We start from the raw sequence: 21,640 nt of genomic DNA on the forward strand, positions 1-21,640 counted from the left end.
CGGATGCAGGGTAACTTGCTTGTCCGGTTTGTCGGGGGGAAAGGGGTAGCGATATCCCCGCCCCACCCATTAAACGATGTGAAGCGATATTGCATATATGACCGCAATCAACCAGTTTTAAATTCTTCTCCCCTTACGGGGATGGAAACTTGAACCCGGTTCTCTATATGGCTCTATTCATGTCCATAAAGTTTTAAATTATTTTCCCCTTACGGGGATGAAAATACTTTTGAACTCGATCCTTTCCTTAGAAAGGTGCAAATTATTACCTTTAAGAATTCAAATTCAGAGAACCGGTACTACCTTGACAAATCCACGCTCCCCAATAAAAAGGATGTTCTAGTGGTGTATCGTCTTCCTAACAATCAATAAATTTAATTTATAAAGTTTTTTGAAAGCCTTAACCTTATAAAAATTCAAATTAGGCTTAATTTTTAATAGGACTTACGCAAAATCAACGTAATTACATCATTACGTTAGCGCTTAGCGGTTAGCGGAGCGTGACGCTAGTCAGAGGCTTTGCCGACGCCGCAGGCTCTAGTGTACCGTAGGTATTGCGTGTTCGTTAGAACAAGCGTTAGCGACGTAATCTCCCGAGACGCTGGGATTGCTTTCCTACACTGCGTTCCGATCGCAATGACAAATATCCGTTGCGTAAGTCCTGTTTAATTTGAGGAAAGATGTTGGTTTATATTAATATTCAGTTTTTGCCAATTTTGAGAATTAGAATTAAGCTTAACCATCTTTCGGGGAAGTATTTGACCATTAATTTGTAAATGGTAATTACCCTGCATTAAATGCTCTAAATAATAAACACCAGCACTATTGGTAATGGAGAGGTGTTTTTTCCCTGTTTGAGAATCTATTGCTTCTACTGTTGCACCAGCTAATGCATTTCCCCGTTTATCCTTAATTACTCCTGAAATAGTATAAGCCGGAACTAAGGGTATTGAAACTGAGGTGTAACTACCAGCAACGACTTCTACAGCATAAGCTGATGTTGAAGTTTGCCAGTCAATTGGGAAACCTGCTGGGTCTAGATCGAGACGGTACTTTCCTGGAGACAAATTAATTGAAGTTCGACTACCTGTTGTTTCTGGTTTGGCTGAGCTTAAGGATTGATTATTGAGGGAAACTAGTAAATTTAAGTCATCTCGGTATATTTTTTCTCCCGAGTCGCGCTTACCATTAGCATTCTGATCGAAGAAAGCTTGAAGTAAAATTCCGCCTTCGCTCCGTAAAGTGCGATCGCGTCTCCTACTACCCCTGATTCCACCTTGCAAGTTGAGACTGGGTAAAAATTCCAGCCGAAATGCAGACTGGTCAGAAGTCAAAGAAGCCCCCTGATATCTTCCCCGTAATTTCAGTCCTGGTAAAATTGAAGTACTGACGGCGGCAAGTAAACCAGAACCTTGAGAACCAACTCCATAGCCTAATTCAGCTTCCCAAACAGGACTACCACCATAGGTTTGGTTTTTTGAGCGATATCGCCAATTTAAACTTAATAAATCATTATCGTCCGAATTCAACTTGGTTTCATAACCCAAAACTAAAGCATGTCCTTTATTGCTATATTTGTTCGGATTAAAGTAGTAAGCTAATTCGGAATTAGTTCTAGTTTCATTTCCATTTGAAAAAAGTTCTACTTGTCCCAATCTTTGCAGTAAATTCCATTGCCATTTATTTTCAGTATTTACGCTGAGGCTAGCAAAAGTGAAGGCATTTTTACGACTACGAATAAATTGGGCACCAATTTTTGCAGCTTTTTGACTATCGAGGAGACTAAATACAGATAGGAATGGTTTTAATCGCCAATTAACATAGAAACGACTCCGAACAAAGTCACTGCTGAAATTTGCATAAAAATTTGTGGAGGGCTGGAAGTTGACGTTACTACGAAAATGCCAATCATTACTTTTTTTGCCTCCTATTCCCGGCGTCAAGCTTGATAATGCTACCGACAAAGCAGATTTTCGTGGTTGCCAATAAATTTCTGTTAACCCTCTTGCAGAACCATTATGAACAGCGCCCAAACCTAAGGTTAAATCTTCTGATACTCCCCAACGTTTAGCAACTCCGCCACGAAAACCCGTAAATTTGCCCAGAAAACTGTTAGTTAACTGACGTTCTCCTCCTGCTGAAACTATCAAAGCAGATCCGCCTTTGGGTAATTGTCCAGGAACGCTATTTAAAGTTACTTCTCGAATTTCTGGTTGAGCGGCAAGTCTACCTTGAGGGTAAAGATAAAGGCTATATTTATTTAAGGGAATTTTACCCCTGACAGCAACATTATCAAATTCGTAAGTACCATCACTATCCACTAAAACTTCATCGATTAAGCGATTAGTAAAACTTTCTACTAGCTGTACTAAAGTTCCCGGTTCTGCTTTTCCTGTAATAGTTCTTCCCAGGTAATCTGCTTGCAGGCGTTGCTCTGGTGATAGGTTCAAAATCGATTGTGATGGTACAAAACCCTGACGTTGAATGGTAGTAAATCCCCAATAACTACCAGTATTTTCTGTATTCAACCAGAAGGGATTTTGAGAACCCAAAATATAATCTGCAGCTTCTGTTTGACGTAAAAATTGAGCTTCGGCTAAATTCCACTTTTGTTTATCTTGTATCTGTGACCGTTCAGTACGTAAAAACCAGCTACCACCAAATGCTGTTCCAATTGCACTAGCATCGCCACGCCAATTCAAGGATTGACTTTCACCCCCTTGCACTGTTAATCGCTGAGATACAGTAGATAGAGAAAATTTAGGTGCTTGTAAAGTTGGTAACCCTTCTAAATTTACGGGCTTCTCATCAATTTCGGTATAAACACGACGATTTGACTGTGGAATCTCAAGGCGAATAGCATAGTCCTTAAGATCAAAATTAGCACTAACTCCAAAGTATTTTTTCAAGTCTTGAATAGAAAATGCTAATCCTAATTTTGGATCCTTAGTCAGTTCCTTAAGACTTATTCGAGTATTAACAGTAGGTGATCGTAATTCTACTCGTCCATCCGGTAAGTTTTGAGTATTAAACTGCAATATCTTAATAACTTCATTGTATGGTAATAACCATTTCTCAAATTCTATAACCTGAGAACCATCTTCTCCACCGCGTACCAACATACTTTGTCTGACATTCCGTCTCCCAATCAACACTCCGACAGGGAAAGTTCTAAACTGCGACGAACTTGAAACTGCTATTTGACTCCTATTCCCGATGTCAGAATTAGTCGTCGATTGAGATTGTTGTATTTTCGAGTCTTGAAAGGGAGGTTCGAATGAATTTTCATCCCTAAATTGATTTTTTGAAGAGCTTAGATTTTCATTTTGAGTCTGGAAATTTATGGAGTTCGAAGTTGTAGGAATATTAACTTCTGTTGGGTCTATAGATGGTTCTAGTTTTGAATTAGTCGAGGGAGGAGTTGTTGATGGGTCTGAAGTTTGACTTTGAGTTGGGGAATTTGTGGAGTTCGGAGATGACCGTAATAATATTGATTTTTTGAGTTTACTTCTTAGCAACTTAAATTTATTATCTCGACCGTTTTGAGTGTTTGCTTGTTCATCTTTAATTTGACCGTTGAGTTTATTTATATGGTACGGTTCAACACTCGAACTTAACTCCATTCCCATTTGTTCTGGAGGTGCAGCAGTACTGTAATCAAAATTATTGATATCCTTATCATTCCTATTTGCTTGCAAAGTAGAAATAGAGATTTGAGATGATAGCTGCTGTGATTGTGGAATATAATCTTGGGTTGGTGTAGCGATATCTGTCATTTTGCTTCCCCAACATATCGACCAACATTTACCGGAACTTGGAACGGTAAACTTTGATGTTTTCTATCTTGTTTCCAGATTAATTTTCCACTAAGCTGATATTTTCCTGGAGGTAATAAGGAAGATTTCTTAGATAAAGATTCTATCAAAAGATTTCTTTCACTAGATGAAATTATTGTTGCAGGTTGAGTTTGACCTTTAAGAACAACTTTTCCACTCCGTTTCAATTCCCAAGATACGAGAGGACGCGCAGAAGCAGAACCCTGATTTTGCACCAGTAAGCGTAACTGGTTTTTCTGCTCATCAAAGCTGCTGTTAGTTACAGTTAATAATGGTACTCGTCGATCGCCCTTCGCAACATATAATGTTGTTCCAACTCTAGTCACCATACCCACATTGGTAGTATTTGTACTGTTATTTTTAGTAAGAGTTTCAGAAAAAATAACAGCACGATATTCACCATCAGGTAAATTTGGATCCAATAGAGCTAACAGACGAACTTTTCGCGAACTTTTGGGTGAGATAGTGAGTTCCCTAGGTGAAAATTGCAGATACGAACTCAAGTCCCAATCGCTAGAAGATAGTGTTTTAAATTTTCCTTCTCGACTATATGTAAAAGGTGCAGCGAAAATCCGTACTCGAATTGGTTCCTCGCTAGTATTATTAATATTAATTACTGATTCCGAACGACCTCGTGTCGCTTGTGATTCAATGATTATCGGTGAAACTCCAAGTTCAGCGACAGCACTGCTTTGGGACCAAAATATACTCGAAGCAATACTTACAAACCAAAAATATGGGATGAAATAACGTAAAATATTTAACATATAAAAAGTAATTTTATTTATTTGAAAAGTAAATATTAGAGCTTTGATTGAATGATGAAGAGATATTCAAACATTACTCAATAAAATTGGTAAACACACCCTGTCTTAGCAAGAGTTATACGACGTCTTCAACTCGGTCTTGTTATCTAAAACTTACGCATCTAAAGCTTATGCATCTAAAACCTGCAAATTAATTAGGAGTTGCTGTGACAACTACTTTGAATTCGTAATCTCCTGTGGGAATTGCTGAAAGACTAGTTGCTGTCATATCTACTTTGATTGTAGTTTCAGTATTGGTAAGAATCACCTTAGGAGTAGCCCCAGGAGCATCATCTAAGTATGAAAGCTTTGCAGAAAAATTCGCCCCTCCTGGTGCGTTAATAACTTCCGGTTCAGAAGCTGTAACTTGATTAAGCAGACCATTACAGCTAACTGTAACTTCCCCTGATACAGCATCGGGATAAGTTGTACTAGAACCTAAAGAAGTAGCACCAAATAATGCATTGGGGGTGACAGTACCATCTTTTTTGCCACTGAATTGACACCCACCTTCATAGGTACCATTGAATAAAACATCCTGAGTTTCTGGAGCTGCTTGAGCAGAAGAAGACCCTGCGAAGAAAGTACTAGTAAGTAGAATTGCAGAAATGAATAACTTGCGATTTAACATGATTTTAATTTGTTAAATTTACTAATGTTTATCTTTTATTAATTGCAATAGTATCTTTAATTTAATTTTTAATAACATGTAAAAAATACGTAAATATTAATATTATTAACTACAAATAATTTTCTATTAATAAAAACAATATTATTCCCAAATAAAAGTGGTAATTTTATCTATCTTGAGAACTAATTATTAAACAAACCGGAATACAACTATCAAATAAATTTTGATTTAATTCTGAGCTAAACAGTCCGGAAAAGTTAAATATTTTTTTACATAATTTATTACATTAATATCAATAATGAATGAAATATACACAAAAAAATTACAGGTAAGTACGTTAGTAAGAAAAATCATAACTTGTTTGTAATAGTGCTTTAGCGCTACTACTAGCCAAATACAGATATTTTATATTTATTCACATAGTTTACTTTTTTCTCGCCTACTTACTTAAGTACGCAAATATGTGGAATTAAATGTAAAGCATAGATCGCATTTGGACGGATTAGTCAGTCAGATGGCTTTCGCTTGTATTCGTTGACTTGTTAGCACTTCACGAGTAAACGTACTTTATCTACTGACTTGCTTGCGATACGGGCAAAATATCTCATTAATATGGCAGCTTGAATAAATATCGAACAAGAAATATATTTCTGGAGTTAAGTAGGATATTTTGGGGAAAAGGTGTATTATTACACAAAACATCTCTATTTTGAGCGGATTGCTTTTTTTCAGCAACTGCAAAGGATTTTAATAGTGTTGTATCAAGTTTTGGTGTATAAAAACAGGGGTAACTAAGATGAATCAAGAAATTATCAGTACACCAATAACTCAAAGGAATTTGGTTGCTTACTTGCGATCGCCAATTGCGATTCGCGAACGTTGTCAAGAGTTGTTTGCAATGGTGCTCGAAGGTAATTCATCCTACTTCACTTGTAATTTGGATCGGCTAGGAAAAGTAGCAGATTACGTCATTGATGTGATGCATGCTGAGTATCCAGATTTACATATTCCTTTCCACAGCCGTTGGCGACATTTTGAAGCTGGAGGAATAGAACGTTTAAAGGATTTCGACCGAGCATTAGCCCATTTAAAACCCACAGAAAAAGCAGTAGCTAAGCTAGATTTAGCTATTCTCAGTATTTTATTGGATGCTGGCGCTGGTAGTAGTTGGGTTTATTACGAAGAAAGTACGGGCTCGAGTTTTAAACGCTCTGAAGGGTTAGCGATCGCGAGTCTCCATATGTTTTGTCAAGGAAGTTTTTCTAGCGATCGCCATCAGATATATTGTGTGGATGCAAGAAAATTACAAGCGTTGGGAGAATCAGAACTAGCAACTGGTTTTCAGGTAAGTTCAGAAAATTATTTGGTAGGATTTAGCGGACGTTTAAAACTATTACAAAAGTTAGGTAGAGTCTTGCTTTCCAAACCAGAGATGTTTGGAGCAACAAATCCTCGTCCGGGAAATTTGGTACATTATTTGAGTTCTAAAGTTAAAAATAATAAGTTAGCTGCAGCAAGTATTTTAGAAGCTTTATTAGAAGGATTTAGTGATATTTGGCCGGGAAGATTACAATTTGATGGGGTTAACTTGGGTGACGTTTGGTCTCACCGCAGTATTGAAGATGATGGTTTTGTACCGTTTCATAAGCTTTCCCAATGGTTGACCTATTCTCTGTTGGAACCTCTACAGGAGTTAGGTTGGGAGATTACTGGTTTAGATGATTTGACTGGACTACCGGAATATCGTAATGGTGGTTTATGTATTGATTTAGGACTGATTGAAGTAAAACGTCCTAATGTTTTACGTTCTCCCCATCCCGTCTCATCAGAAGTTATAGTTGAGTGGCGTGCTCTGACGGTTGTTATGTTGGATCGTATCGCTGCGAAAATCCGCGAGAAATTAGATATGACTTCTCAAGAGTTACCGTTAGTTAAAATTCTTCAAGGTGGAACTTGGCTCGCTGGTCGTAAAATAGCTTCAGAACTAAGAACGGGTGGAATACCTCCGATACAGATAGAAAGCGATGGTACGGTGTTTTGAGTTGAGTAATGGGTAATTGGTAATGGGTAATGAGTGATGTTAACGTCTCTGACTTCTGACTTCTGACTTCTAACTTCTGACTCCTGACTCCTGACTCCTGATTTCTGACTTCTGACTTCTGACTCCCTTGTGCAACGTTCTTTATTGAGATAATTGACTAATTAGCTGTAGCTTATATACTTAGATTTTATGAGCGCGAGTTAATTCCTCCGCGCTCCTTAATATTTACTCAGATATGGAACAGCAAGTAACCCTAATCAAGCATCCTCTGATTCAGCATAAGCTGACAATAATGCGTAAAATTGAAACAAGCACAGCTAAATTTCGTTCTCTGCTTAAAGAAATAAGTCTGCTGTTAGCATATGAGGTCACTCGCGATTTACCTTTGAAAAGCGAATCGATTAAAACCCCCATGGCTTCAATGCATGCTCCCATACTAGCACCAGAAAAGAAACTAGTTATTGTCTCGATTCAAAGGGCTGGGCAGGGAATATTAGATGGTATGTTAGAGCTAATACCATCTGCGAGAGTTGGACATATCGGGCTATATCGCGACCCTAACACTTTTATCCCAATTGAATATTATTTTAAAGTTCCACAGGATATTGATAAGCGTAACGTTGTAGTGGTAGACCCGATGTTAGCAACAGGTAATTCCGCAGTCGCAGCTGTTGAGCGTTTGAAATCCACAAATCCTTTATCTATCAAATTTATTTGTTTACTTGCAGCTCCAGAGGGTCTAAAACACTTTTGTGACATACATCCAGATGTTCCAATTTTCACTGCTGCTGTTGATGAAAAACTAGATGAAAATGGTTATATTATCCCCGGTTTGGGAGACGCTGGAGATAGAATGTTTGGAACCCTTTAATTGGAAAACTGAAGCGATAAAAGGAGAGGATTAATTAAAAAATATGTGTATCAAAATATAGGTAAAAGTAAGAATTATTCTCAATTGTTATAGAAGTATATTTGCTTCGATTCGATTTCAGATAGGGGATATAGCGAGAAAATGTTTCTATGTTCCTTATTTCCCGTGGAAATATAATATTCTAACCTATATTCTCATTAGAACTCTCTGGAATCAAATATGTATACCCGAAACCCTTGTAGAGACGTACCAGAGGCTTCACCGACGCCGCAGGCTCTGGTACGTCTCTAGATTATTTCCCAGAGATGTCTATTTACTATCAACAAAAAAGCAACGTTCGAAATCAGTATCTAACCCAAGCCTCAGGGCAATAGACCTTAAGCTTATCCGATTTAGAAGACTAACTGTGATAGTTCTTTTATTATCTTTAAATACTAGGGAATTAATAAAATTGCTGGCGATATCGGATGTGAGTATTTGAAAAATCAAATCTGCTTCTTTTTCCAAGTCAAAACCCAACATATAACAAGTATCATCTAGAACTATAGGCTTATTTTGAAAAAGTCCAATTTTAGTAAATTTTATATTTTTGTAAAGGCTGGATATGGCAATTTTCCAAGGTTTAAAAGTGTAATCACCGACCCCAAAAATTGAAAAGCGGGGAGCATATTTGTAAATCGAACTTTTTCTTGCGTCGAAATATTTAGAATTAAGGATTAAATACTCCCAAGTTTTCTCAGACCACTTAATAATATTTTGCGTGTCATCTCCGATATTTTCTTGGGTAATTAACATCTTCCTGGTAGGAGATTGTAATTCTTGTTGAGAAATATCAGAACTTTTGTACATTGGGTACAAATAGTCATCAGGTAGTTCTACTATTTCTCCCAATCCATTTAGTAAACCCTCGGTCGTAACTTGAAATTCCATAACTTTTGATGCATCGTGCTTAACTCCAGAACGCCATTTAAATTCGCATCCAGAATCAATATCTGATAATTTTTTATATACTTTGATATCTGAAATTAATTTTCCTTTAGATATTCCAATAGTTGTACATGGTTTTGAAGCTTTTAAACTATTATATACAGGACAAAGATATTCATTAATAATACTTGTTGTCCCCTTGGCAAAAAATAAACAAGCATCTACATTTACACCAAAGTGTTTTTTTGCATTGATTTTACGAATAAACATAGATGAAATTAATAAATTATTTTGGCAAATATTTTGATAAACTTTTCTTGCTACCGATGTTTTGACCAAAAATGCCATAGCTGAGTTAGTATGGGAAATCTGTTCGCATATTTTCGTGAGTATCCATTCTGAAATATCAAAATTACTTTTTCCCGTAATTGCAGCAAAACCAGTAAACTTTTGAAAATTACTTTTTTCTGGAAGATTTTTACTGAGTAGTTTACCTAATTCTGAATTTGTCACCCACGGAGGATTACCAATAAACAATACTGGTTCTTGAAGCTGATGATTAATTTCAGACCAATTAACTTGAAAAAAATCTTGTTCCTCTACTGATATCAAAATTTTTTTATTATTGACAGATAAATTATTTTTAACAATCTCGACATATTTGGGATTAATTTCCCACCCGATTATATTTTTAATTGATGTTTCTGTTGGATTTTTTCTTGAAAACTCTGTTTCAATTTCTATCAGTGCTTCGATAAATGTACCCAAACCACAAGTCGGTTCTATAATTGTTCTAATATTACCAAGCGAATTGATGGCAATAAGCGCTACTTGTTTCGCCAGGTTTAGGGGAGTTTGAAAATCGCCAAACTCTACAATATCTCTACTTTTATTCACAGTTTATTTGCGATGAAATTTATTTTTGATGAAATTATTCTGTGATGAGACCTGCCAAGATATTCTTAGTAATTTTGCAAATAAAAATAAAACAAAAAATATTGATAAATAAACTCTGAGTTCAAACGCCCAATTCTCAAAGGTAAAAACTGTCAAAGGAATTATTCTAAAATATACCGAAATAGGAATTTTGTTAAAATAATCAGTTCTTCACGACCTATTACGCTTTACATTTTCCTATTTCCAATCCAATCTCGACTTACATAAGGTTAATAGTTGGGTTTGTACTGTCGCCATTTTTGTAAATATATTCATTATGACCAAGCTTAGTGTTAATATCAACAGGGTAGCCTTACTCAGAAATTCTCGGAATATTGGCATCCCTAGTGTTATAAATGCAGCCAAAATAGTTATTAATGCAGGTGCATATGGGGTTACAGTTCATCCCCGTCCAGACCAGCGACACATCAAACCTGCAGATGTATATGAACTAGCAGAAATGCTTGCTCTACCTGAATTCAAAAATATCGAATTTAACATCGAAGGTAATCCGTTTGAATCCAACTTTATGGATATGGTTTGTGAGGTCAAACCCACACAATGTACTTTAGTACCCGATGCTCCCGATGCTTTCACATCTGATAGTGGTTGGAATTTAAGCAAAGATAGCGATCGCCTCAAACCAATCGTGCAAAAGTTAAAATCTTTTGGGATTAGGGTAAGTCTGTTTATGGATGCAGATGTAACTCAAATACCCTTAGCGAAGGATGTTGGTGCTGACCGAATTGAATTATATACGGAACCTTACGCGACTGCATTTCGCGATGGTGATGTAGAAACAGTTTTTCCTAAATATTTTGAAGCAGCAAAAGTTGCTTTAGAATCAGGTTTGGGTGTTAATGCTGGACACGATCTAAATTTAGAAAATCTAGGAAAATTCTGTTCTATTCCCAACATCCTGGAAGTATCCATCGGTCATGCGTTAATTGCTGAAGCATTGGAAATGGGATTGCATAATACGGTTAAGGCTTATCTGGAAATTTTGTCTTCTACCTGATATTCCTTTTATCTTCATACTCCTTTTATATTCATCAATTTTGATGAGTTTGTTTATCGAAGAAACCCTATCGTAGACGTAGCATGCTACGTCTCTAGAAACCTTCGTAGTTTATGTGGTGTAGTATCCATGCTAGTAGGTAGTCCTTTTCATTAGTTTTGATGGGTTGTAGAGACGTTGCATGCAACGTCTCTACCGGGGTTTTGACAACAAACCAATCCGTCATAATTAATGAAAAGGACTACTAGTTATTTTGTCTGTACTAGGCAATTTTTTAAGTAATCTGTAGATTTTTACTTATCAATTTTGTTTAGTAATTGGTGCAAATTTTAGTGATTCGAGCACAAACTCTGCAGAATTTTGAGCAGCTTTTTGCTGGCGAATCTCTTTATCTTCTGCTTTATTCCCGTCAGCCCAATCACAAATACCTTTGACCAGAATCCAGTCCACTTTTTTCTCTTGACAAGCGACGTACAAGCCAGCCCCTTCCATTTCACCGCCAATTGCTTCTGACTCAAAGTCATGAAGTCGCTCGCGAAAATCTACATTATCCACTAGCTTCTCACCAGTCAGCATGACACCGAAGTGTACATCAGCACCGTTCCAAAATAAATCTGTGCTTTTGAAGTGATTAATTAGCCATGGTGAAGCATGGGGTTTGTCGCCGCGCAAAATAATATTAAGTTGATTGTCTTCTCCACTATTACCCAATCTTTGCAGTTCGTAGGGACGCAATTGCTCTGTAACTAAAATATCGCCGATAGACTGCTTGTCCTCATTAATTCCAAAAGCAATCCCTACCATAATAACGGCAGCAGGTGAAAGCGCGTCAATCCCACTATGTACTGTGAGTAACGAAGCGCCTAAACCACTAGTACCCATTTCCGATTGTGTTAAAACAACCCGCGCACCATTGACAGTTCCCAAGTTAAAGTAAATACGATTATTGATTGGTTGTGGATTAGCTTCATGACCAGTAGACCCCTCAAAAACCTGCATCACAGCACGACTTTCTACTTTTGTTACAGTCACAATCAAAACATCAGCTGCATTCACTATGGGGGTTTGTTCTTGTGTTTGTTCCTTATGTAGTGGAGGAGTGATTTCTAATGGAGTAGGAATTTCTAGAGTATCTTTATAAGAATTATTTTTCCCGTTTAATATATTGGGGAGAACATTAACATCATTCTGTTGGCGGGTAATTGATGTTTCTAATCCTGTCAAAGACGGCGGTAAAGTAGGAAAGTTAAAAGCAATATTTATCCCTTCCTTAAAATCTACAGATGTATCCCACAGGTAGAGTAAAAAATCCCTGTCGATAGTTTCATTTGCTTGTAATGGACGATCTAAATAAGCAATTATAATTTCTTCTGCCAATTGATAATCTTTTTTCTTGATCGCAATAAATGCTTTGAGCCAATTAATCGGATGTCCCACTGGAGATTTGCGAGAAGTAAAACTCTGAATTGCTTTCTCTGCAGAATTTAAATCTCCAGCACAAAGCCAGGAAAAAACTTCTTCAGTGAGTAGTAGAAGATTATGAAATGTTGTTCTTGCTTGATGAGCAATTTCTGCAGCTTCTTGCCAATTTCCTTTTAATTGAGCGCTCAATACTTTTCCTAATTCAAGCATTTCTGGCTCTAAAGAATTCTTGCCATTACCTGCTAAAATTTCTTCTAAAATTAAATCGTTTTTACTAGCTAAACAAAATAGCATCGCATTCTCAGCTAAACGATGTCTACCATATTTATTAAAAGGAATAATAGATAAACCTTCTCTCAAGATAGCGATCGCTTCTCTGACTTTATTGCTTCGTGCTAGCAAAGAAGCGCAATTTATATAAAGTACATGAAGTTCTTTATCAGAGGGAATGCGTTGAATTCCTTGTTGTAGTAATTCAATTGCTTCTTTTATCCGAGCATTTTGGGCTAGTAAATTTCCACAAGTTGTATAGAGCACACGAAGACCTTTGTCGGGAGGAATACGCTGGATTCCTTGCTGTAGNCACACGAAGACCTTTGTCGGGAGGAATACGCTGGATTCCTTGCTGTAGTAACTCTATTGCTTCTTTTATTCGACTATCTTGGGCTAATAGATTTGCACAACTATCATAAAGGGCAAAAAGATTTTTATCAGGAGGAATGCGTTGAATTCCTTGTTGTAGTAACTCTATTGCTTCTTTTATCCGATGATCTTGAGCTAGTAAATTTGCACAGTTTGTATAAAGCGTGCGAAGATCTTTGTCCGGAGGTATGCGTTGAATTCCTTGTTGTAGTAATTCAATTGCTTCTTTTATCCGAGCATCTTGAGCTAGTAAATTTGCACAGTTTGTATAAAGCGTGCGAAGATCTTTTTCCGGAGGTATGCGTTGAATTCCTTGTTGTAGTAATTCAATTGCTTCTTTTATCCGAGCATCTTGGGCTAGTAAATTCCCACAAGTTGTATAAAGTACAGGAAGACCTTTATCCGGAGGAATACGTTGTATTCCTTGTTGTAGTAACTCTATTGCTTCTTTTATCCGATGATCTTGAGCTAGTAAATTTGCACAGTTTGTATAAAGCGTGCGAAGATCTTTGTCCGGAGGTATGCGTTGAATTCCTTGTTGTAGTAATTCAATTGCTTCTTTTATCCGAGCATCTTGAGCTAGTAAATTTGCACAGTTTGTATAAAGCGTGCGAAGATCTTTTTCCGGAGGTATGCGTTGAATTCCTTGTTGTAGTAATTCAATTGCTTCTTTTATCCGAGCATCTTGAGCTAGTAAATTTGCACAACTATCATAAAGTTCCCAAAGATTCTTATCTGGAGGAATGTGTTGAATTCCTTGTTGTAGTAATTCAATTGCTTCTTTTATTCGATGTTCTTGGGCTAGTAAATTTGCACAACTATCATAAAGTGTACCAAGATTTTTATCTGGAGGAATGCATTGGATCCCTGACTGTAATAACTCTATTGCTTCTTTTATTCGATTATCTTGGGCTAGTAAACTCCCACAAGTTGCGTACAGAGAAACAATACTTGTATTGGGAGGAATTTGTGTAATTCCTTTTTTGATAAAATTTATAGCTGCCGAAATATTATTTTCATTGACTAATAATTGACTACCACAGAGATATAGTGTAATACGACCTTGACTATTCGTAGTTTGATTAATTCCTTCATTCAATATATCAAGAGCTTGATTAATATTTCCTAATTGAGCAAGATATTCTCCTTGACGTTGAAATAATATAGTGTGACTTTTATCGGGAGGAATTCTCCGAATACCTTGTCGTAATAATTCAATAGCTTCTGCTTTCCCATTTAACTTCGCTAATAATTCAGCACAACTTTGATATAAAGCAACTGGTCCTTTGTGAGCAGGTATAACATTAATACCCTCTTTCAGTAGCTCGATAGCTTCATCTTCTTCCTTTAATCTTATTAAAACATCTCCCCATCTTTTATAAAAACCAATGGAATCCCAATCAACAGGAATTTTTTGAATACTATCTTGAAAAAACTCAACAGCTTGCTTGACCTTCCCTGACTTAATCAGTAATTCTCCATGTAGCTCATATAAAGAAGTAGGAAATTTCACAGAAAAAGTATCATCTATACCTGTTTGAACTAAATCTATAGCTTGAGATAATTGCTTTTCATCTTGTGCTAATAATTTTCCACAATCCCGATATAAATATTCTTTTTGATGCTCTGGAATAATATTAATTCCTTCCTTAAGTAAATTTATCGCATCATCCAAATTATTTTCTTTCGTTAATAATTCAGCACATTTAAGGTAAAGTGAACTTAATCCTTTATCTGGAGGTATCTTATTAATCCCCTCTTTTAGTAAAAGAACGGCTTCACTTTGTTTATTTATTCTGACTAATAAATCTGCATAATATAAATAAAGCTTTGAACGCCCTCTATCAACAGGAACATTATCTAAGCTGTTATTAGCAATTTTAATAGCTTTTTCAATTCCATTAACCTGTAGCTCTAAATCAATACGAAATTTCCAATATTCATCAGATACAGTAAATTCTGTTGCGTATTCACTGTGAAGAAGGGCTTGTTTTAAGTCTTCTTGCGTCCCTCTTGTCTTAAACAGTTTAGCAAGATAGTATTCAATACTTTGGGAATATAAAGATTCTCGTAATGCTAAACAAATAGCAATCATTTCATTTAGCTCGTTTTTCTGCTGAGGAATTTCTCGTTTATAAATAATTTCTTTTAATAAGTAATTTTCAAAATTATAAGCAATTGACTTCAGATCTGATTCTTTTCCAGCTTGGATTAAATGATAGCGAGCTTCTACAAACTTACCTCCCCTACTGGATGGTTTTTCCTTGCTGAAATTATCTGATTTAAAATGACGAGTATAATAACTTGATGCTATGTAATGAGCTTTCTGTAATTCTTGAGGTTTTTCTTGAAGACGCTTTAATGCTATTTGTTTGGCTACGGGATGTAAACTAAATAACCCACTACGTTGTTCTAAAATAAAGCTATCTATCAATTCATCCCGATAAATTTCAAATAATTTTTTTCTCTTTTTGCTACTCGATACTAAATTTTCTAAAGCTTTTCTTTTAACTTTATTACGATATACAGAAATATATTGTAAAAACTCAATAGTTTCTCCAGAAAAATGGCTTAGTATTTGTTCTAATAAATTTTTTTCTAATTTATATAAAAAATCTTCTGATATTTTGCGATCTTCAGTTTTCCATATTTCAGGAGAAATTCCAATCAAGTATTCTAAAGAATCTCTCCTTAAGCTACCAACAAAAACTTCGATAGCTCTTTGATTGCAACCCAAGCAATTTACAATATCATAACGACGTTGATGGGGTACTTCTTGACTTCTCTTTTTTTCAACTAATAATATTTCTAATAATTCTTCTGCTTCCTGAAATGACAAACATCCTAAAGTTTTTGTTTCATAATTATTTGACCAAAATTCAGTTTCATCGATTAACTTCGGTGTTAGGATTAATATGCGTCCGGAAACTTTGCTACGACGACTTATTTTCTGCAAAAAATTCTGTACTGAATCAATTGGCTGATTTGAACCACTAATAAATGCTCTTTGAAATTCATCAATAACAATCAAAACTTTTTTACTTATTAAGATTTTTTCTAAGGCTTTTTCCAGTGAATGTCCCAGTTCTACAGCGCGAGACATTGTTTCTTCTTTACACAAACTTAACTCCTCACTTATATTTAAAAATAAATCATTGAGAGAGTTAGTTTGACTGTCAGGCATATCTACGATTTCTGGAATAATCCAATCTGAATTCTTAAGAGATTTTATTAGCTCATATGCAACTGCTCTTTTTCCTACTCCTGGAAAACCTTGGAGGAAGAATACTGGTGAAGCATTATTCAGCCAATTTTCTGAAAGCGCTTCTAATATTTCTAAATGATGACTCCCAAAGAAACGAGGCATAGCTGTTAAAATAAAAATTTTCCCTAATTGTCCCTAAATCTGTAACAATATCACCTAAATATTTTCCTAATTGTCCCTAAATCTATAACAATATCACCTAAATATCTTCTGCATTCAAGCATATTAGGACACTCGCAGAAATAATTTACTAAATTTTGTAATTGCGAAGGCTAATTAGTGAGACACTGTAAGAAAATTTATTGGGAAGTTATTTTTTTGAATATCCTTATCAGCAATGCTCCTAGAAATTCTTATAGATAACTTCCTAATTATAACTAAGGAGACATAAGACACATGAAATGCTTTGTGTCACTCAATACTAAATCTTCCTTTCTCTGCATTTAAAGTAAATTACAAACTATCTAAAATCTCCCCAATTCCCTGATAAACCATAGATAATTCCTCATCAGTAATACAATAAGGGGGCATCAAATAAAGTACATTACCCAAAGGACGCAACAACAAACCTTTTTCAATCGCTTTTTCTCTAATTACCAAACCAATTTTATTTAAATATCCCGATTTCTGTGAATTGACAATATCCATTGCGGCTATAGTACCAGTAACCCGCAGTTTTTCAATTTTGGGTTCAATTTTAGGAGCTTCCCTCAATTTTGTCAGATATTGTAAATGTTTTTCCTCCATCCCTTTAAAAGCAGGTTCATTTTCCACCATCAATTCCAAGGAAGCTAAAGCTGCTGCACATCCAATGGGGTTTGCGGTATAACTATGACCGTGGTACAGAGTTTTAATTGGATCGTCACTGTAAAAACTTGCATAGATCTCTTCAGAACATATGCTGACAGCTAAAGGTAAAAATCCACCGGTAATTCCCTTGGAAAGACAAATAATATCAGGTGTTACTTGAGCTTTGAGACAAGCAAACCAATCTCCAGTGCGACCAAACCCGGTCATAATTTCATCAAATATCAGCAAGGTATCAAATTGCTGGGCTAATTGATGCAATTTCTGTAAAAACTCCACCCTACACATTTGCATTCCACCTGCACCTTGCACCAGGGGTTCAATAATTATCCCTGCATATGCTTTTGGGTTTCGTTCTAATTTTTCCTGAAGTTGGTTTAAAACTTCTTGTTCGCGCTTTACTATTTTTGGATCGCCGATGTAAGTTGCTGGGTAAGGTAAAAAATCCACCTCAAACAGCATATCAGAGAAAACCTGAGTAAATATAGAACGACTACCCACAGACATCGCTCCAAAGGTATCTCCGTGATATGCTCCCTCAAAAGCAATAAATTTTTGGCGTTGCTGATTTTGATTCACCCAGTGCTGATAAGCCATTTTCAAAGCTACTTCCACAGCAGTTGAGCCATTATCAGAGAAGAAAACTCGATTCAAACCATTTGGAAGTCTTTCGGTTAATTGTTCGGCTAACATTTCTGCTGGATCGTGGGAAAAACCGGCAAAAATCACATGTTCTAATTCTGTTGCTTGGCGAAAAATCGCTTCTGCAATCTTGGGGTGGGTGTGTCCGTGGATATTTACCCACCAGCTAGAAATGCAGTCAAGGATTTTGCGTCCATCTTTTAACTCTAACCAAACTCCTCGGGCTGATTTTACTTTTAAGGGAGGAGGAGAGGTTTTTGCTTGGGTAAAGGGGTACCAAATGTGGGGATGCATTTATTTAGAGATCGGTACAAATTATCAAATTAACTCATTCGGGCGCACGTCGGTGCGCCCCTACAGGTAATAAATTATGGAGTGAATTATTTTTGTAAATTCTTAATAGACCGAAACTGAGTCATTAAATATTGTAGATGCTTTTAGTATTATAGTGTTGGTGGAATTCTCTTTCTGATTAGAAATGAGAATTACAAACCATGTTTTATGGTGGTATCTTTTGTTCAAATTTATTTATATCTAGTAATCCTAAATAATTTATAAAAACCAACATTGTAGAGACGTTACATGCAACATCTCTACAGGATTTATCCGTTCACAAATCAAATAGGAAGGATTGCTATAGCAATTATTATGAGGTTATTGTCGCCCTAGTGACCGTATTAACGGTAAGATTATTTCAGATCAAGTATCCCAATCGATGCAAAGTTGGTTTGCTCACTTAGAACGTGAAAGCATATGTCCCGTCGGACACGCTCCGCTAACACAGGGATTTCAGGCTAGTTTATATTTTGTTATGTAGTTGGGTTTATTTGTGCCGACTTACTTACTGCATAAAATCTACTCGATAACGGGACAAAGCATTGATAAATTCTGCACGATTAAGTCCAGCAATTTCTGATCCTTTATTTTGTGATACTTCCCCCAACTCATACCACTTGACTGCTGCTGCAATTCGCATTTCTTGGACAAATTCTTCTGGGTTTTTCCGAAGAGCGGAAAATACTGTTTCAGGTAATTGAATATTCACCAGTGTCATCAAAAATAGTCCAGTAATACATGTAAATATTTCGATTAGTTGTCAAACATTACATTGCAAAAACCACCTAGTCTGTTCACTATGGAACAATGAAAACTAGGCGGTTTTTAACACTGTCGAATTACATTTTTATAAAAATGCAAAAAACGTATATCACAAAACAAATTTAATGTGATACACTAACTTTAGTTCATAGAGTTATAACCCCGTTGTTAATGCTGCAGCGGGGTTTTTTCTTGTAATGCTACACATTCAAGCAAATCTGCATAAAAAAATGTAAGCACAAGGGGCACAAGAAAAATTATGAGTCATGAATCCTTAGAATCATAACTATTTTTTTCGCTGCAATACAGCTTAACTTTAATGTAGCACAATCACAATATAGATCCAAATAATCTCGGGCTTAATTAAATTGTTTGGGCTCAGATTGGTCTCAAAAATCTGTCAAAACAAATGAAAAATAATATTGGTAAGCCTTAACTTAACTTTAAAGCCTTCACGATCGCATCATAACGATAATAAATTAATCTTTCATTGGCGATAGGCACTAAAGCGCCGCCGCGAAGCGAACGCAAAAGCAAAAAATTATTAAAAATTCAGGTTTAATAAGCCATTTCCACTTCTAGATCTTCATTCTTGACTCCTGACTCCTGACTCCTAACTCCTAACTTCTGACTCCTGACTCCTGACTCCTAACTCCTGACTTCTGACTCCTGACTCCTGACTCCTAACTCCTAACTTCTGACTTCTGACTTCTGACTTCTGACTCCCAACTCCTGACTTCTGACTCCCAACTCCTGACTCCTAACTCCTGACTCCTGACTCCTGACTTCTGACTCCTGACTCCTGACTCCTAACTCCTAACTCCTAACTCCTAACTCCTGACTTCTGACTTCTGACTTCAAAAACCCCTCTCCAGTAAAGAAAAGGGGCTTTGTGTAAATTAAATTAAATGTGTAATTCAATTAAGCAGGATAAATCCTTAATCGGCGATTTGGTTCATCCCCAAAACTGTCCGATCGCAGCCGATAGTGTTCTACTAATTCGTGCTGCATTTTACGTACTTGTGGCGAACGAGGCAGTAATTCTACTGGCTGTCCCTTAGGAATCACAATTTGTTCCACCGCAAGTCTAGCTTCTTCTAAAGCATCCATCTCATCATCGCTGGCGCTATGGAGAAAAAGTTGCAACTCGCGATCGTCAGTAACTTCCGGTTCGTCGATATTCAGTAACCGACGCAAAGCACGGGTAATTTGAGGAATAGTACCAGCTTTGAGCATCTGGATCGGTAGATGGCGCGCCTTTGCCATTTGCCTCAACTTCGCATGATTTTTCACGTGCGATCGCAAAGCCAAAATTGCATCAGCATTATCCAGTTCCTTTGTCAAGACCACTGGCAAATTCAAAACCCCAATGACTTGATCCAATTGATGGCGACTGACACCATAAGGATAGATATGGAGTGGTAGATCTTCACCGTTTGGTCCCGATTCCGATCTGCTATTGCGACCGAAGCTATTGCCGTTACTTAAAGATTCTTTACGTAATAAGCGTTCAAACTCACTTCGCCCAGAACCATTACCATTTTCTGCTTCAGAAGATAATGGTAGCGGAATCATTTGTCCGCTAGCACGCCAACCAGTGGATTTCCTGCCAGAACCTGCAGCAGCTAAAGATTCTTCTCTGCGGCTACCCTTCTTATGACCGTCGATTGCAGTTAACTGACGGGTAATGTTGATATTACCTTCCTCATCAACGGTTCTAACTTGGGGAGTAGGTTGATGTCCTCGCAACAAACCGTCAACAGTATCTGCGAGATCTTCGTGAACAACCCAACGCTTCCGCTCTTGCATTTCAACGGCAATTTCAAAGGTTGGAGGAGCTTTTCTTTCCAGTACAGTTTTTTGAGAACCCCTTCTTCTGGCTTCATCATCCCCCAGGGTTACAGCCTGGATTCCACCAACCAAATCGGATAGTGTGGGATTTTTGATCAGGTTTTCTATTTGGTTACCGTGGGCGGTACCAACTAACTGTACTCCTCTCTCAGCGATGGTACGGGCTGCTAAGGCTTCCAACTCAGTACCGATTTCATCAATGACAATCACTTCTGGCATGTGGTTTTCCACCGCCTCGATCATCACCTGATGTTGTCGGTCTGGATGGGACACTTGCATCCTTCTTGCTTTTCCAATTGCTGGGTGGGGCACATCGCCATCCCCGGCAATTTCGTTGGAAGAGTCAATAATTACCACTCGCTTATCCAATTCATCTGCGAGAGTACGAGCGATTTCCCGTAGGGCAGTAGTTTTACCTACCCCAGGACGACCCAACATCAGAATAGATTTTCCAGTTTCGACTAAATCGCGGATCATACTAATGGTACCGAAAATCGCTCGACCAACACGACAGGTCAAACCGATAACCTTCCCACTGCGATTGCGAATAGCACTGATGCGATGCAGGGTTTGCTCTATTCCGGCTCTGTTGTCTGCGCCAAAGCTTCCCACTCGCACAATGCAATCATCTATCTGTTCCTGGGTGACTGGTACGTCGCTCAAATACTCGGCTCCGGAAGGAAATCGAGCTTCTGGGCATCGACCCAAATCCAAGACTACTTCTACTAAGCTATCTCTTTGCGGATGGTTCTCTAAATTTTGCCTCAGATCTTGGGGCAAAATTTCTAATAGTTTTTGGAGATCGTCTGTAATCGTCATGCTTTAATATGGTGACGTTTTTAGAGAT

The 21,640-nt window shown here is 37.1% G+C and carries 12 protein-coding genes; 3 read left to right on the top strand and 9 right to left on the bottom strand.

Going from position 1 to position 21,640, the window contains the following annotated elements; all coding sequences use genetic code 11:
- Nucleotides 1-665 precede the first annotated feature (665 nt).
- The 3 genes from BC008_RS33195 to BC008_RS33205 all read right to left on the bottom strand — a co-directional run bounded on the left by BC008_RS33195 (nucleotide 666) and on the right by BC008_RS33205 (nucleotide 5,273).
- Complete coding sequence (locus BC008_RS33195) at nucleotides 666-3,776, bottom strand: carboxypeptidase-like regulatory domain-containing protein (RefSeq protein ID WP_058183557.1); 3,111 nt, start codon at nucleotides 3,774-3,776, stop codon at nucleotides 666-668.
- Nucleotides 3,773-4,603, bottom strand: a complete 831-nt coding sequence (locus tag BC008_RS33200; RefSeq protein WP_058183556.1) for a fimbrial biogenesis chaperone — start codon at nucleotides 4,601-4,603, stop codon at nucleotides 3,773-3,775. Before BC008_RS33200 ends, BC008_RS33195 begins: the two co-directional genes overlap by 4 nt.
- A gap of 190 nt (nucleotides 4,604-4,793) precedes the next feature.
- Nucleotides 4,794-5,273 (bottom strand): hypothetical protein, encoded by a 480-nt coding sequence (locus BC008_RS33205; protein ID WP_027845961.1) that lies wholly within the window; start codon nucleotides 5,271-5,273, stop codon nucleotides 4,794-4,796.
- A 796-nt stretch (nucleotides 5,274-6,069) separates the two neighbouring features.
- Here BC008_RS33205 and BC008_RS33210 point away from each other — a divergent pair.
- Together BC008_RS33210 and upp are read left to right on the top strand one after the other, a co-directional pair.
- Nucleotides 6,070-7,314 (top strand): URC4/urg3 family protein, encoded by a 1,245-nt coding sequence (locus tag BC008_RS33210; protein WP_036267810.1) that lies wholly within the window; start codon nucleotides 6,070-6,072, stop codon nucleotides 7,312-7,314.
- Nucleotides 7,315-7,549: 235 nt separating this feature from the next.
- A complete protein-coding gene (gene upp, locus BC008_RS33215) occupies nucleotides 7,550-8,185 on the top strand; it encodes a uracil phosphoribosyltransferase (RefSeq protein ID WP_027846345.1) in 636 nt (211 codons plus the stop codon).
- Nucleotides 8,186-8,494: 309 nt separating this feature from the next.
- Here upp and BC008_RS33220 read toward each other — a convergent pair whose 3' ends face one another.
- Nucleotides 8,495-10,009, bottom strand: a complete 1,515-nt coding sequence (locus BC008_RS33220; protein ID WP_058183555.1) for a TRM11 family methyltransferase — start codon at nucleotides 10,007-10,009, stop codon at nucleotides 8,495-8,497.
- A 316-nt stretch (nucleotides 10,010-10,325) separates the two neighbouring features.
- On the opposite strand from BC008_RS33220, the gene BC008_RS33225 reads away from it, so the two are divergent.
- Nucleotides 10,326-11,066, top strand: coding sequence for a pyridoxine 5'-phosphate synthase (locus BC008_RS33225; RefSeq protein WP_027846346.1), 741 nt, complete (start codon nucleotides 10,326-10,328; stop codon nucleotides 11,064-11,066).
- Nucleotides 11,067-11,366: 300 nt separating this feature from the next.
- Here BC008_RS33225 and BC008_RS33230 read toward each other — a convergent pair whose 3' ends face one another.
- The 5 genes from BC008_RS33230 to BC008_RS33250 form a co-directional block, all read right to left on the bottom strand.
- On the bottom strand, nucleotides 11,367-13,025 hold the full coding sequence (locus BC008_RS33230; RefSeq protein WP_153009707.1) for a phosphorylase family protein: 1,659 nt from the start codon (nucleotides 13,023-13,025) through the stop codon (nucleotides 11,367-11,369).
- Nucleotides 12,964-16,497, bottom strand: coding sequence for a tetratricopeptide repeat protein (locus BC008_RS33235; protein WP_058184276.1), 3,534 nt, complete (start codon nucleotides 16,495-16,497; stop codon nucleotides 12,964-12,966). Before BC008_RS33235 ends, BC008_RS33230 begins: the two co-directional genes overlap by 62 nt.
- A gap of 351 nt (nucleotides 16,498-16,848) precedes the next feature.
- Nucleotides 16,849-18,138, bottom strand: coding sequence for an adenosylmethionine--8-amino-7-oxononanoate transaminase (gene bioA, locus BC008_RS33240; RefSeq protein WP_027846359.1), 1,290 nt, complete (start codon nucleotides 18,136-18,138; stop codon nucleotides 16,849-16,851).
- A gap of 547 nt (nucleotides 18,139-18,685) precedes the next feature.
- Nucleotides 18,686-18,898, bottom strand: a complete 213-nt coding sequence (locus BC008_RS33245; RefSeq protein WP_036268366.1) for a UPF0175 family protein — start codon at nucleotides 18,896-18,898, stop codon at nucleotides 18,686-18,688.
- Between the two features lie 965 nt (nucleotides 18,899-19,863).
- Entirely contained in the window at nucleotides 19,864-21,612 is a 1,749-nt protein-coding gene (locus BC008_RS33250; RefSeq protein ID WP_027846448.1) for a R3H domain-containing nucleic acid-binding protein, read from the bottom strand.
- Between the last annotated feature and the right edge of the window lie 28 nt (nucleotides 21,613-21,640).

Source organism: Mastigocoleus testarum BC008 (assembly GCF_001456025.1).
Taxonomy (GTDB): domain Bacteria; phylum Cyanobacteriota; class Cyanobacteriia; order Cyanobacteriales; family Nostocaceae; genus Mastigocoleus; species Mastigocoleus testarum.

Coding starts and splice junctions, on each gene's coding strand:
- bioA (WP_027846359.1), bottom strand. CDS start 18,138: ATGCATCCCCACATTTGGTACCCCTTTACCCAAGCAAAAACCTCTCCT.
- upp (WP_027846345.1), top strand. CDS start 7,550: ATGGAACAGCAAGTAACCCTAATCAAGCATCCTCTGATTCAGCATAAG.
- BC008_RS33210 (WP_036267810.1), top strand. CDS start 6,070: ATGAATCAAGAAATTATCAGTACACCAATAACTCAAAGGAATTTGGTT.
- BC008_RS33200 (WP_058183556.1), bottom strand. CDS start 4,603: ATGTTAAATATTTTACGTTATTTCATCCCATATTTTTGGTTTGTAAGT.
- BC008_RS33245 (WP_036268366.1), bottom strand. CDS start 18,898: ATGACACTGGTGAATATTCAATTACCTGAAACAGTATTTTCCGCTCTT.
- BC008_RS33195 (WP_058183557.1), bottom strand. CDS start 3,776: ATGACAGATATCGCTACACCAACCCAAGATTATATTCCACAATCACAG.
- BC008_RS33250 (WP_027846448.1), bottom strand. CDS start 21,612: ATGACGATTACAGACGATCTCCAAAAACTATTAGAAATTTTGCCCCAA.
- BC008_RS33205 (WP_027845961.1), bottom strand. CDS start 5,273: ATGTTAAATCGCAAGTTATTCATTTCTGCAATTCTACTTACTAGTACT.
- BC008_RS33225 (WP_027846346.1), top strand. CDS start 10,326: ATGACCAAGCTTAGTGTTAATATCAACAGGGTAGCCTTACTCAGAAAT.